The sequence below is a fragment of the Bradyrhizobium sp. MI1.7 genome, assembly GCF_055811795.1.
In genome coordinates this window covers 6,544-18,968 of the sequence record NZ_JBVVPO010000071.1, presented here as the reverse complement: position 1 = coordinate 18,968, position 12,425 = coordinate 6,544, and the positions used below count along the sequence as shown (strand labels likewise).

The window sequence follows — 12,425 nt, the reverse complement described above, 5'->3', positions numbered from 1 at the left end:
TTCCCCCCGGTGGTTTGTTTTATACTTTCCCCCTTTTGGGTTTTTTGTGGCGCCAACGGGAGAAGCGCCGGATGAGGGGTTCTCTCCACTCGCACGACCATTCATGAGGATAGAGACCCCGAACCCGGCTTCGCTCACGCGAAGCCAGCCTCTCCCACAAGGGGAGAGGGTGCACCGTCAGCGCCGCAAGAGCGAAGCCATCAAAACATCAGATTATCCTTCACCAGCACCCAGCGGCCGTTCTTCACTTGCTGCACCTGGGTGACGGTGGTGGCGAGATGGTTGGTCTTCGAGAACACCGTCGGCGGCGAATTAAAGATATCCTGGAACTTGTCGCCGGACTCCAGCGCGTCGAGCATCTTCTGGCCAGTGAGATCCTTGCCAGCCTTGTTGGCATAATGCGCGAACGTCATCACCGCATTGTAGCCGATGATCGCCTGGGTGTTGGCGTCGGCGTTGAACATCTTCTTGTAATTGACGAGCCAGTCCTTCACCTTTCCCTTCGCGGTGTCTTCGTAGGGAATTTCGAAGTTCGAGGCGGAATACAAGCCTTCCACCACTTCCTTGCCGAGCGCCGGCACTTCGAGCACGTTAACGGGCGTGGCGCCAAGGAAGGTGACGTCCCATCCGAGCTTCTTCGCTTCACCCATCGTGCCGATCGGCTCACGGAGGACCGCGCCGAGCACGACGAGGTCGCAACCGTCGGACTTCATCTTGGCGACCTGCGCGCTGAAATCGGAGGCGCCGCGCTTGTAGCTCGTGATCGAGGCCGGCTGCAGCTTCATGGCGGTGAGCTGCTGGTTGAAGCCGTCGAGCACGTTTTTGCCGTACTCGTCGTCCTGATGCAGGATGCACGGCTTCTTGAAATTCTTTGCCTCTATCATGTATTTGAGCGCTGCGCGCGTGCTCTCGACATAGGGCAGGAGGTTGTTGAACTTCAGCCTCTCCTGCGGCTTGGCCGGATCGAACTTGAAGGTGAACTCGGCCGCCGTCAGCGGGAAGAGCTGAAGCACGCCGGCGTCGAGCAAGATATCCTGCGCAGCGAGCACGGTCGGCGATCCCATTGGACCCACCATCGCGAAAATCTTGTCGCGCTCGATCAGCTTTTGCGAAGCCAGCACCGCTTTCTTCGGATCGTAGCCCGAGTCCTCGACGACCAGCTTGATCTTGCGGCCCTGGACACCGCCCGCCGCGTTGATCTCCTCGACCGCCATCTTCATGCCGTTCGAGACCGGCACGCCCCAGCCCTTGATCGGCCCCGACAGGTCCTGATGGGTGCCGATGACGATCTCGGATGCCGAGATGCCATCGTTGGTGACCTTGGTTTGCGCCGCGGCCGGCAGACAGGTGAGCACCACGGCGCTCACAGCAAGGCCGAACGTACTGAACGATTTCGACATTGACGTCTCCTCTCCTTTGGGCCCGTATGGTGCGAAGGGCGGGGGCCACAGCTCCTTCGCTTTCTCGAACTGGCAGGCTCGTCACGCCACCGCGCGCTGGCGATACATCGCCTCGATCTCGGCAGCGTAGCGCTTGTTCACGAAGCCGCGCTTCAGCTTCATGGTCGGCGTCAGCTCCTCGTCCTCCGGGGTCAGCTGGCGCTCGATCAGGTAAAATCTCTTGATGGTCTCGACGCGGGCGAAATTGCCGTTGACCCGTTCGATCTCGCGCCAGATCAGGTCCTGGATCTCCGCCGCGCGGCACAGGCTCGCATAATTGGTGAAGGGGATGTCGTGGTCCTGGGCGAATTTCTCGACATTCTCCTGGTCGATCATCACGAGGCAGGTCAGATAGGGCCGCTTGTCGCCGATCACCACGGCATCCGAGATGTAGGGCGAGAATTTGAGCTGGTTCTCGATCTCGGACGGCGTAACGTTCTTTCCGCCGGAGGTGATGATGATGTCCTTCATCCGGTCGGTGATGCGGACAAAGCCTTCGTTGTCGATGGTGCCGACGTCGCCGGTGTGCAGCCAGCCGCGATGGTCGATGGTCTCGGCGGTCTTCTCGGGCTGATTCAGATAGCCCATGAACAGGAAGTCGCCCTTGATCAGGATCTCGCCATCGGGCGACAGCGCGACCTCGCCCCAGGACACGGCAGTGCCGACCGAGCCGAACTTGATGCGTTCCGCCGGCATCATGGTCGCGACGCCGCAATTCTCGGTCTGGCCGTAGACCTCGTGCATGTCGATGCCGAGCGCGAGATACCAGCGGATCAACTCCGGCGCGATCGGCGCAGCGCCGGTGAACGCGATGCGGCAGCGGTCGAGCCCGATCATGCGGCGGATGTTGCGGAACGCGAGCCGGTAGGCGATGCCGTTGGCGATGCGCAGCGAGAGCGGCGGCGCCCTGCCCTCGATCCGGCAATCGACCATGCGATAGCCGACCTTGATGGCGCGGCGATAGACCCATTGCTGCAGCGGCGTCGCGTCCTTCAGCGCGATGGTGATCGCGGAATAGAACTTCTCCCAGACGCGAGGCACCGCAAAGAAGACGGTCGGCTGCACCTCGCGCAGATTGTCCGGCACCGTCTCCGGGCTCTCGGCGAAATTCATCACCGAGCCGAGTGCGACCGAGATGTAGTAGCCGGCGACCCGCTCGGCGACGTGGCAGAGCGGAAGGAAGATCAGCCGGTCTTCGTCCTCCCGCGCCGAGATGAAATCGTTGGCATGCCGCATCTGATGCGTGACGCTGCGGTTCGCGTGCATCGCGCCCTTGGGCGGACCGGTGGTGCCCGAGGTGTAGACGAGGATGACAAGGTCGTCCGCGCTGCGGCTGTCGATCATCTCCTGCCACAGCTCCTCGCGGCCGACCATGTGGTTGCGGCCGAGCGCACGGAACTCGTCGAGCGACATCACCATGTCGTCGGAGAAGCCGCTGAGGCCCTCCATGTCGAACACGATGATCTTTTGCAGGGACGGACAGCGCGCGCGGCAGGCGAGCACCTTGTCGAGCTGCTCCTCGTCCTCTGCAAAGATCACCCTGGTCCGGGAATCGTTGACCAGATATTCGACCTGGGACGATGCATCGGTCGGATAGATTCCAGAGGAAACACCGCCGGCGCACAAAATCCCCATGTCGGCATGAACCCATTCCGGCACGGCATTGGCGATGATGGAGGCGACGTCGCCGGGCAGAAAGCCGGAGGCGCGAAGCGCGTAGGCGATCTCCTTCGAGATCTCCAGCCACTCGCGCCAGCTGGTCGGCTGCCAGATGCCGAATTTCTTCTCGCGAATAGCCGGCCTGTCGCCCCGCGTCTCGGCGGCGCGCAAGAAGCTCTTCGCGATCGTATCAGCGACCGTCAGCACCGCCGGTCGGGCCATGCGCGTCTCCTCCTTGTCGCTCTCCCCTCCGCTGCCTGCCTTGCCGGCGGTCTGTTGTTGCGGATGGGCCAATCCATTTAACGCCTTCTCCTAGCGCCAAATCTTCAGCGCCAAGTCTTCTTCTTTTTCCAGCGCCGCTCGCCTCGTGCGCCCGCCTCCTTGGCACCAAGGTAGAATTCCTGAATGTCCTGGGAATGCATCAAGCGGTCGCAGGTGTCGTTCATCACGACGCGGCCGATCTCCAGCACGTAGCCGTAATGCGCCGTCTCCAGCGCCACCTTGGCATTCTGCTCGACCAGCAGGATCGACATGCCCTGCTCCTCGTTGACGCGGCGGATGATGGTGAAAATCTCCTTCACCAGCAGCGGCGACAGGCCGAGCGAGGGCTCGTCGAGCAGCAGCAAGGTCGGCCGGTTCATCAGCGCGCGCCCGATCGCGAGCATCTGCTGCTCGCCGCCGGAAAGCTGGCCGGCCGGCTGGTTGATGCGCTCCTTCAGCCGCGGGAAATAGCCGTAGACGCGCTCCAGATCCTCCGCGACGCCATCACGATCCCGGCGCGGATACGCCCCCATCATCAGGTTCTCGCGCACCGAGAGGAACGGGAATACCTCGCGCCCCTCCGGCACATGGCTGAGGCCGAGCCGCACGATCCGGTCCGCCTCCATGCGCTGGATCGACCTGCCCATGAATTCGATCGTGCCCTTCTGCGGATCCAGAATGCCCGAGATCGTCTTCAGCACCGTGGTCTTGCCGGCGCCGTTGGCGCCTAGCAGGGTGACGATGCGGCCGCGCGGCACCTCCAGCGAGATGCCGCGGATCGCCATGATCGGCCCGTAATAGCTCTCGATGTTGGATAGCTTCAGGATGATGTCGGGCGTGACGGCGGCGTCCATGCGTCAGGCTCCCAGATACGCGGCGACGACATCGGGATGCTGCTGCACCTCGGCGGGCGACCCCATCGCCAGCACCCGGCCATAGTTCAGCGCGATGACGCGATCGGAGACGCGGTTGACCAGCGACATGTCGTGCTCGACCATCAGCACGGTGACGCCGAGCTCGTTCTTCATGTCGCGGATCCAGAAAGACATGTCGCCGGTCTCCTCGACATTCAGGCCGGAGGACGGCTCGTCGAGCAGGATCAGTTTCGGCTCCGAGCACAGCGCGCGTGCGAGCTCGATCACCTTGCGCACGCCATAGGGCAGGCCGGAGATCAGCTTGTCGCGATAGGGTTCGAGATCGAGGAACTCGATCACCTGCTCGACCCTGCGGCGATGCACCTTCTCGTTCGCCCGCACGCTCGGCAGGAACAGCAGCTCCTGCCAGAGCCGGGTGGTCGAGTGACGGTGGCGGCCGACCAGGAGGTTGGAGAGCACGGTCGCGTTCTCGAACAGCTCGATGTTCTGGAAGGTTCGCGCGATGCCGAGCCTGGCGATGTCGTAGGGCGGCTGCTCCGTGATGTCCTGGTCTTCGAAGAAGATGCGGCCCGTGGTCGGCCGGTAGATCCGCGAGATCAGGTTGAAGATCGAGCTCTTGCCGGCACCGTTCGGTCCGATGATCGAGAGGATCTCGCCCTTCTCGACCGCGAAGGATACCGCATCGACCGCCTTCAGCCCTCCGAAATGCAGCGACAGGTTCTCCGCGCGAAAGTAGCTCATCGGTTGCGCTCCGACTTCACGTAGATCTTCTGACGCTTGAAGGTGGCGCGCTTGTAGAGCGGAAACAGCTGGAAGAAGAGCTTGATCTTGAGCCAGCGGCCGTAGAGCCCGAGCGGCTCGAACAGCACGAACAGCACGATGATGATGCCGTAGATCGCACCCTTCAATCCGTTGAGCGAGGCGAACGCCGCGACTTTCGACTGGATATTGCCCGCAGTCGCCGGACCCGCCCCGAACGTCGCGGCAATGCCGGCGATGATGCCGGGCAGGTCGTCCTTCAGATAGGTCAGGAACGGGTCGATCATCACGATGAAGATCGCGCCCAGCACCGCGCCGTGCAGGCTGAAGGTGCCGCCGATCAGGATCACGATGATGAACTCGATCGAGAGCTGGAGCGTGAACATCTCCGGCGAGATGAAGGAGAGCTTGTGCGCGAACAGCACGCCGGCAAAGCCGGTGATCGCCGCCGAGATCGCAAAGGACTTCACCTTGTACAGCGCGACGTTGACGCCCATGCTGCGCGCCGCGGTCTCGCTGTCGCGGATCGCGACGAAGGCGCGCCCCGTCGGCGAGCGCAGCAGATTGAGCGTGCCGACGATGGTCAACACCAGCACGGCCAGGCAGAGGAAATAGAAAGTCGGGCTGTCGCGCGGGACCGTGACGCCGAGCAGCGACAGGGTCTTGACCCGCATGCCCTCGTTGCCGTTGGTGACGCTCTCCCAGCGGGCCAGGATCTCCTCGACGATCAGGGCAAAGGAGATGGTGGCGATGACGAGGTAGATGCCGGTCAGACGCAGGGCGGGAAAGCCGACCATCGCGCCGATCAACCCGGTCAGGGCACCGGCAGCGAGGAAATAGACCGGGAACGGCACGTTATATTTCTGCAAGTATGCCGCCGTGTAAGCGCCGATCGCGAGGAACGCGGCGTGGCCGAGCGAGGCTTGCCCGGTAAAACCGGTCAGGATCAGAAGGCCGACGCCAACCGTCGCGTAGATGCAGACGAAGACGAGCTGGCTCATCAGATAGCTGGAGAGCACATAGGGCGCGATCAGCAGCAGCGCGAGCAGGATGCCGTAGGAGACGACGTAGCCGGAATGCGGGAACAGCTTGATGTCGTCCTCATAGTCGGTCTTGAACAGGAAGCGCATGGCGTTCAGACCTTCTTGCGGACGTGAAGGCCGAACAGGCCTTCAGGCTTCAAGAGAAGTACGGCGAGCAGCACGAGATAGGGCGCGACGTCCTTCCAGCCCTCCGCCAGATAGAAGCCGGCCATGCTCTCGATCACGCCGATCAGCACGCCGCCGACGACCGCGCCGGGGATCGAGCCAAAGCCGCCGAGGACTGCGGCGGGAAACGCCTTGAGGCCGAGCACGAGGCCGACATTGGAATGGATGAACGTGATCGGCGCCAGCAGCACGCCGGCGCAGGTCGCGACCGCCGCGCTGATCGCCCAGACGACCGACACCACGCGCTTGACCGGGATGCCCATGTAATAGGCCGCCAGCATGTTCTCGGAACTGGCGCGCATCGCGGTGCCGAGCGTGGTCTTGTTGAAAAACAGCCAGAGCAGCGCGCACAGGATCATCGTCGCGGCGATCACCGAGAGCTTGTCATAGGCCAGCACCAGCGAGCCGACGCGCAGCACGCCGTGGCTGAACGGCGTCTCGATCTTCAGATCGTCGGTACCCCAGATCATCCCGGCGACCGAGCGCAGGAAATAGCCGAGGCCGATGGTGGCCATGATGATGGAGAATTGCGGATAGCCGAGGATCGGCCGCACCACCACGCGCTCCGCCAGCATGCCGAACAGCGCCATGGCCGCCACCGCACCGGCAAAGCCGATCCAGTAGTTCAGTCCCATCATGCCGATGAAGGTGAAGGCGAAGAAGCCGCCCAGCATCATCAAATCGCCCTGGGCGAAATTGACGACCTCGGTGGCCTTGTAGACGAGCACGAAGCCGAGCGCGATCAGGCCGTAGACGCAGCCGAGCGCAACACCGCTGACCAGCTGCTGAACGAAATCCAGCATCGCCGCGCAACCTCCCGATACAACAGCGGCTCTTCGCGACCGCCTTGCTGCATCTTGTGTCCAGTCGCTACGCGGTCGTTTCGCCGCGTTAGCGCCATTTGTCCCGGCAGCAATTCAGCCTGAACCGTCCAGCGCTGTCAACAAACGGTGACTTGCCATTAGTAGCAACCGGATGGCGGAATTTGGGGGCCGTATATTCACGGTGCCGAAACATCTTGGGATCATGGTCGCGAGCGATGCAAAACCGGATGGTGTGGCCGTCATGAAGCCGGACAGATCGGCGCTGGAAGTCCTGGGGTTAACGAAGCGTTTTGACCGTCTGGCGGTCGACAGCCTCGATCTCACCATTCACGCCGGCGAATTCTATGCGCTGGTCGGCCCCAACGGCGCCGGCAAGACCACCACTTTGCGCATGGTTGCGGGCCTGTTGCGGCCCGATGCCGGCGCGGTCTCGATCTTCGGCATCGATGCGCTCGCAAATCCCGTCGCCGCCAAGCAGCTGATGGCGTGGGTCTCCGACGAGCCCATGATCTACGACAAGCTGACGCCGCTTGAGTACCTCGAATTCGTCGCCGGGCTCTGGGGCATCGCGCCGTCGGCCTCGGAACCGGTCGCGCAGGACCTACTGACCTCGCTCGGGCTCGAGCCGCACCGGCACGAACGCTGCGAAGGCTTTTCCAAGGGCATGCGCCAGAAGGTCGCTCTCGCCGGCGCGCTGGTGCACGATCCCCGCCTCATCATCCTCGACGAACCGCTGACCGGCCTCGACGCCGTTTCCGCCCGCCACGTGAAGGGGCTGCTGAGCGAGCGCGTCCGCGCCGGCTGCACGGTCATCATGACCACGCATATTCTCGAGGTGGCCGAACGCATGGCCGACCGCATCGGCGTGATCGCCTCGGGCCGTCTGGTCGCCGAGGGCACGCTGACCGAGCTGCGCCAGCAGAACGGCCATGCCGACACCAGCCTGGAAGATCTCTTCATCGCGCTGGTGACGCTTCCGGAAGCCGCATGAGCTCGGCAACCGCGCTCTCCTGGTTTGCCCGCCACGAGCTCCGGCTCGCCTGGCGCGAATGGTTCGCCATGATGACCGGCGGGCGGCGCAAGCGGGCGCGCGCTGCAATGATCGGCCTGCTGTTCTTCGCGGCCCTCCTACACGTACCGGCCTGGGCTGTGATCGGCCGTTTCGCCGACCTGCAGCTGCCGCTCGACAAATCCTCGCTGATCGTGATCTCGGCGACGATCTTTCTGGCCTGGACGCTGATGCTGTCTCAGGCGATCGAATCGGTGACGCGGGTGTTTTACGCCCGCGCCGATCTCGACCTGATGATGTCCTCGCCCGCGACGCTGGCCAATCTGTTCTCGGTGCGCATCGCCGCGATCGCACTGGCCGTCACCGTGATGGCGCTGCTGTTCTCGACGCCGTTCATCGACGTGCTGGTGATCGGCGGCGGCGCGCGCTGGCTTGCGGCGTTCGGCGTCGTCATCGCCATGGGCCTCTCGGCCGCGGCGATCGCGATCGCCGTCACCATCCTGCTGTTCCGCCTGATCGGCCCGGCGCGCACGCGCTTCGTCGCCCAGGTCCTCGCCGCGATGATCGGCGCCGGCTTCGTGATCGCGCTCCAGGTCGCCGCGATCATGTCCTATGGCACGCTGTCGCGCTTCACCATCCTGACCTCGAGCAGCTTCGCCGCCTACGCGCCCGACGTCGACAGCATCTGGTGGTGGCCGGCGCGGGCGACCATGGGCGACAGCGAGGCGCTGCTGCTGCTCCTGGCGCTCGGGCTCGTGCTGCTCGGCAGCGTCATGGCGATGTTCTCGCACCGCTTTGCCGACACCGCGATCGATGCCGCCGCTTACGGCGCCTCCGGCAGCAAGGCCGCGAAACAGCGCCCGTTCCGCGGCGGATCGCGGCAACAGGCGCTGCGGCGCAAGGAATTTTCGCTGCTCTGGCGCGATCCCTGGCTGATCTCGCAGACGCTGATGCAGCTGCTCTATCTGGTGCCGCCGGCGCTGCTGCTCTGGCGCAACTTTGCCGACAGCTCCGCTGCGCTGACGCTGATCACACCCGTCATCGTGATGGCGGCAGGACAGCTCGCGGGCGGGCTCGCCTGGCTGACGATCTCGGGCGAGGACGCGCCCGACCTGGTTGCGACCGCACCGCTGACGCCGTCCAGCGTCATCCGCGCCAAGATCGAGGTCGTGCTGATCGCCATCGCCGCCATCTTCTGCCCGCTGATCGCGGCACTCGCTTTCGCCTCACCGTTCCAGGCCGCGGTCAGTGCCGCGGCTGTCATCATCAGCGCGGCGTCCGCGACTGCGATCCAGCTCTGGTTCCGGGTGCAGGCCCGGCGCAGCCAATTCCGCCGCCGCCAGACCTCGTCGCGGCTCGCAACCTTTGCCGAAGCCTTCTCCTCGATCGGCTGGGCCGCCAGCGCGGCGCTGCTGCTCGCGCTGCCGCTTGCCGGCCTCATCAGCGGCCTGATCACCGCGGGCCTCATCGCCATCACCTGGAAGTTCAGCCCAAGGCGCAACTAAACGCCGTGAGTAGGGCTGCGACACTGACGCGCTGTTGATCGCGGCCTATTGGCCACGCGCTGCATTGCACGCTAGACTTCTTCCGAAGTCATCGGGGACGGATTCATGCGGCGACTGGTTTCAGCGGCTCTGGCGCTGTTCGGCGCATTCCTCTCTCCTGCTCTCGCCCAGCAGCCACCTCAGCGGAGCGAATGCCTGGCGATGGCAAACGGCGCGCCCCGCGCAATACCGGCCGCCTTCCGGCAGGCCGCAGGCTCGGCTGAAGTCCAGATCACCTATGCCGGCCATTCCACCTATTTCATCGACACGCCGGGCGGCCTGCGCATCGCGACCGACTACAGCGGCGCCTACCAGGTCGGACGTCTGCCCGATATCGTCACCATGAACCGGGCGCACAGCACCCACTACTCTTTACTTCCCGACAAGCGCATTCCCCATGTGCTGCATGGCTGGGGCGAGGACGGCAAGCCGGCCGTCGTGTCGGAGCGCATCGGCGACACCTTCATCCGCAACGTCACAACCGACATCCGCCGCTATTTCGGTGACGATTCCGGCACCGACATGATCCGCGACGGCAATTCGATCTTCATCTTCGAGGTCGCCGGCCTCTGCATCGGCCATCTCGGCCATCTCCACCACAAGCTCGACGAAACCCATTTCGCCCAGATCGGGCGGCTCGACATCGTGATGGTGCCGATCGACGGCACCTACACCATGTCGCTCGACGGCGTCTCCGAGATCACCAAGCGGCTGCGCGCCTCTGTGGTGCTGCCGATGCATCGCTTCGCCACCCCGCTCGACGAGTTCATGCACCTCATCGGCCGGCAGTTCGAGATCGACCGGCGCAGCGAGCGCTCCTTCCGGATGTCGCGGGACGCGCTGCCGACGACGCCGACGGTGATCATCCTCGACGGCGTGTGACGCGCAATTTTCTCCAAGTCGATTGCCGTTCGGTCGTGCTGATCTCCTCGCGACGGGAGATCGACATGACAGACTTTGCCAGACTTTTGTACGCGGACGGACCGAACCCCGAGCACGCGGCGGCGCTCCAGCTCTATGGCCGCTTCGTCGGCGACTGGGATGCCGGGATCACCGCTCATGGCCCCGATGGAACCACGCACACCGCGCCCGGCGAAATCCATTTCGGCTGGGTGCTGGAAGGCCGCGCCGTTCAGGATGTCTGGATTATCCCTCGCCCAGCGGCTGCGCCGGCGTTTCCGATCGCCGGCAATTGGTACGGCACGACGCTACGGGTCTACGACCCCTCCATTTCCGCATGGCGGATTTCCTGGTTCGATCCCGGTCGTAGCGTGTTCCGCCAGCAGATCGGCCGCCCGCGCGGCGCGGACATCGTGCAGGAAGGTACGACCGATGCGGGCGACCTGACACGCTGGAGTTTCACAAAGATTACCGATGATTCCTTCCATTGGCTCGGCGAAGTGAAGCCGGCAGCCGCCGCCGATTGGCGGCTTGTGGTCGATGTGAGGGCGAAGCGGCGCAAGGGCTAACGACGGCGCCGCTGTGCTCGCGATGACGGGTGCGGTTGCGCAGCACGCGCAGCTGGATGCGAAGACGAGGTGCTAGGCTCCCCCCACAAAAAATAAAGGGAGCGAATGCCGATGGCTGCAAGCGGTGTGCCCGCCAACACGAGCGGGCTATTCGTCGAGCCGCGCGAGGACTGGCTCGCGCAATATCAGGAGGAGATCATCGATCCCTTGCGGCCGATCGTCGATCCTCATCACCATCTCTGGGATCGCGGGCAGCGCTATCTGATCGAGGAGATGGCGGCCGATATCGCCTCCGGGCACAACATCATCGCCACCGTCTATGTCGACTGCCGTTCGATGTATCGCGCGCACGGGCCCGAGGCATTCCGGCCGGTCGGCGAAGTCGAGTTCGCCAACGGCGTCGCCGCCATGAGCGCAAGCGGCGGCTACGGCACGGCCGCGATCTGCGCCGGCATCGTCAGCCACGTGAACCTGTTGCTCGGCGATGCCGCCAAGCCGGTGCTGGAAGCCGAGATCGCGGCGGGCAACGGCCGCTTCCGCGGCATCAGGCATTCCTCGGCCTGGGACGAAGACCCTGTCGTCGCCGGCATGTATGCCAATCGGCCGAAGGGGTTGTTGCGGGATCCTACTTTCCGCAAAGGCTTTGCCTGCCTCGCACCGCTGAACCTGAGCTTCGATGCCTGGCTGTTTCACCCGCAGATCGGCGAGCTGACCGAGCTCGCGCGCGCCTTTCCCGACACCAGGATCGTGCTCGACCATTGCGGCGGCCCGGCCGGCGTCGGTCGCTTCGCCGGGCGGCGCGAAGAGGTGTTTCCGCAATGGCGCGCCTCGATCCAGGAGATCGCGAAGTGCGAGAACGTCTCGGTGAAGCTCGGCGGGCTCGCGATGTGCCTGCTCGGCTATGACTTCCATCTGCGCGCGAAGCCCCCGTCATCCGAGGAGCTTGCCGCGGCCTGGCGGCCCTATGTCGAGACCTGCATCGAGGCGTTCGGCCCCAAGCGCGCGATGTTCGAGAGCAATTTCCCGCCGGACAAGGGCCAGTGCAGCTACCAGGTGATCTTCAACGCGTTCAAGCGTATCGCGGCGCCCTTGAGCGAGGCCGAGAAGACGGCGCTGTTCTCGCAGACGGCGAGCGATGTCTACCGGCTCGAACTGCCGTCATGACGAGAAGAGGGGGGGGGGGGGGGGGGGGCGCCCCCCCGCGCCGGGGCGCGGGGGGGGGGGGGGGGGGGGGGGGGGCGGCCGGGGCGCGGGGGGGGGGGGGGGGGGGGGGGGGGGGGGGCGGCGCGAGGCGGGGGGGGGGGGCGCCCCCCCCCGCCCCCCCCCCCCCCCCCGGCCCGGGGGGGGGCCGGCCCGCCGCCGCCCCCAAGCACGCGCA

General features: G+C 64.7%; 11 protein-coding genes. 5 read left to right on the top strand and 6 right to left on the bottom strand.

Translation table 11 applies throughout. The features are described 5' to 3' along the window. Window positions 1–200: 200 nt before the first annotated feature. From AC0L3X_RS38585 to AC0L3X_RS38560, 6 genes are all read right to left on the bottom strand, one after another. Window positions 201–1,400 carry an ABC transporter substrate-binding protein gene (locus AC0L3X_RS38585; protein ID WP_063980812.1) on the bottom strand — a complete coding sequence of 400 codons (1,200 nt, stop codon included), beginning with the start codon at window positions 1,398–1,400 and terminating at the stop codon, window positions 201–203. 81 nt (window positions 1,401–1,481) lie between these two features. After that, the gene (locus tag AC0L3X_RS38580; RefSeq protein WP_063986061.1) at window positions 1,482–3,320 is read right to left on the bottom strand and encodes an AMP-dependent synthetase/ligase; all 1,839 of its coding nucleotides are present in this window, start codon (window positions 3,318–3,320) and stop codon (window positions 1,482–1,484) included. A gap of 104 nt (window positions 3,321–3,424) precedes the next feature. Further along, window positions 3,425–4,213 carry an ABC transporter ATP-binding protein gene (locus tag AC0L3X_RS38575; RefSeq protein WP_063980811.1) on the bottom strand — a complete coding sequence of 263 codons (789 nt, stop codon included), beginning with the start codon at window positions 4,211–4,213 and terminating at the stop codon, window positions 3,425–3,427. Window positions 4,214–4,216: 3 nt separating this feature from the next. Then, window positions 4,217–4,975 (bottom strand): ABC transporter ATP-binding protein, encoded by a 759-nt coding sequence (locus AC0L3X_RS38570; protein ID WP_063980810.1) that lies wholly within the window; start codon window positions 4,973–4,975, stop codon window positions 4,217–4,219. Next, the gene (locus tag AC0L3X_RS38565) at window positions 4,972–6,123 is read right to left on the bottom strand and encodes a branched-chain amino acid ABC transporter permease (protein ID WP_028148665.1); all 1,152 of its coding nucleotides are present in this window, start codon (window positions 6,121–6,123) and stop codon (window positions 4,972–4,974) included. The genes AC0L3X_RS38570 and AC0L3X_RS38565 overlap by 4 nt, the downstream gene beginning before the upstream one ends. A gap of 5 nt (window positions 6,124–6,128) precedes the next feature. Beyond that, the gene (locus AC0L3X_RS38560; RefSeq protein WP_014498442.1) at window positions 6,129–7,004 is read right to left on the bottom strand and encodes a branched-chain amino acid ABC transporter permease; all 876 of its coding nucleotides are present in this window, start codon (window positions 7,002–7,004) and stop codon (window positions 6,129–6,131) included. Between the two features lie 262 nt (window positions 7,005–7,266). On the opposite strand from AC0L3X_RS38560, the gene AC0L3X_RS38555 reads away from it, so the two are divergent. The 5 genes from AC0L3X_RS38555 to AC0L3X_RS38535 all read left to right on the top strand — a co-directional run bounded on the left by AC0L3X_RS38555 (window position 7,267) and on the right by AC0L3X_RS38535 (window position 12,211). Next, window positions 7,267–8,016 (top strand): ABC transporter ATP-binding protein, encoded by a 750-nt coding sequence (locus AC0L3X_RS38555; protein WP_063986060.1) that lies wholly within the window; start codon window positions 7,267–7,269, stop codon window positions 8,014–8,016. Further along, the gene (locus AC0L3X_RS38550) at window positions 8,013–9,539 is read left to right on the top strand and encodes a hypothetical protein (RefSeq protein ID WP_063980809.1); all 1,527 of its coding nucleotides are present in this window, start codon (window positions 8,013–8,015) and stop codon (window positions 9,537–9,539) included. The genes AC0L3X_RS38555 and AC0L3X_RS38550 overlap by 4 nt, the downstream gene beginning before the upstream one ends. 105 nt (window positions 9,540–9,644) lie before the next feature. Next, window positions 9,645–10,460 carry an MBL fold metallo-hydrolase gene (locus tag AC0L3X_RS38545; RefSeq protein WP_063980808.1) on the top strand — a complete coding sequence of 272 codons (816 nt, stop codon included), beginning with the start codon at window positions 9,645–9,647 and terminating at the stop codon, window positions 10,458–10,460. 65 nt (window positions 10,461–10,525) lie between these two features. Beyond that, window positions 10,526–11,047 (top strand): hypothetical protein, encoded by a 522-nt coding sequence (locus AC0L3X_RS38540; RefSeq protein WP_063986059.1) that lies wholly within the window; start codon window positions 10,526–10,528, stop codon window positions 11,045–11,047. A 111-nt stretch (window positions 11,048–11,158) separates the two neighbouring features. Next, a complete protein-coding gene (locus tag AC0L3X_RS38535; protein ID WP_063980807.1) occupies window positions 11,159–12,211 on the top strand; it encodes an amidohydrolase family protein in 1,053 nt (350 codons plus the stop codon). The last annotated feature ends 214 nt before the right edge of the window (window positions 12,212–12,425 follow it).

Coding starts and splice junctions, on each gene's coding strand:
- AC0L3X_RS38545 (WP_063980808.1), top strand. CDS start 9,645: ATGCGGCGACTGGTTTCAGCGGCTCTGGCGCTGTTCGGCGCATTCCTC.
- AC0L3X_RS38550 (WP_063980809.1), top strand. CDS start 8,013: ATGAGCTCGGCAACCGCGCTCTCCTGGTTTGCCCGCCACGAGCTCCGG.
- AC0L3X_RS38560 (WP_014498442.1), bottom strand. CDS start 7,004: ATGCTGGATTTCGTTCAGCAGCTGGTCAGCGGTGTTGCGCTCGGCTGC.
- AC0L3X_RS38585 (WP_063980812.1), bottom strand. CDS start 1,400: ATGTCGAAATCGTTCAGTACGTTCGGCCTTGCTGTGAGCGCCGTGGTG.
- AC0L3X_RS38565 (WP_028148665.1), bottom strand. CDS start 6,123: ATGCGCTTCCTGTTCAAGACCGACTATGAGGACGACATCAAGCTGTTC.
- AC0L3X_RS38540 (WP_063986059.1), top strand. CDS start 10,526: ATGACAGACTTTGCCAGACTTTTGTACGCGGACGGACCGAACCCCGAG.
- AC0L3X_RS38575 (WP_063980811.1), bottom strand. CDS start 4,213: ATGGACGCCGCCGTCACGCCCGACATCATCCTGAAGCTATCCAACATC.
- AC0L3X_RS38535 (WP_063980807.1), top strand. CDS start 11,159: ATGGCTGCAAGCGGTGTGCCCGCCAACACGAGCGGGCTATTCGTCGAG.
- AC0L3X_RS38580 (WP_063986061.1), bottom strand. CDS start 3,320: ATGGCCCGACCGGCGGTGCTGACGGTCGCTGATACGATCGCGAAGAGC.
- AC0L3X_RS38570 (WP_063980810.1), bottom strand. CDS start 4,975: ATGAGCTACTTTCGCGCGGAGAACCTGTCGCTGCATTTCGGAGGGCTG.
- AC0L3X_RS38555 (WP_063986060.1), top strand. CDS start 7,267: ATGAAGCCGGACAGATCGGCGCTGGAAGTCCTGGGGTTAACGAAGCGT.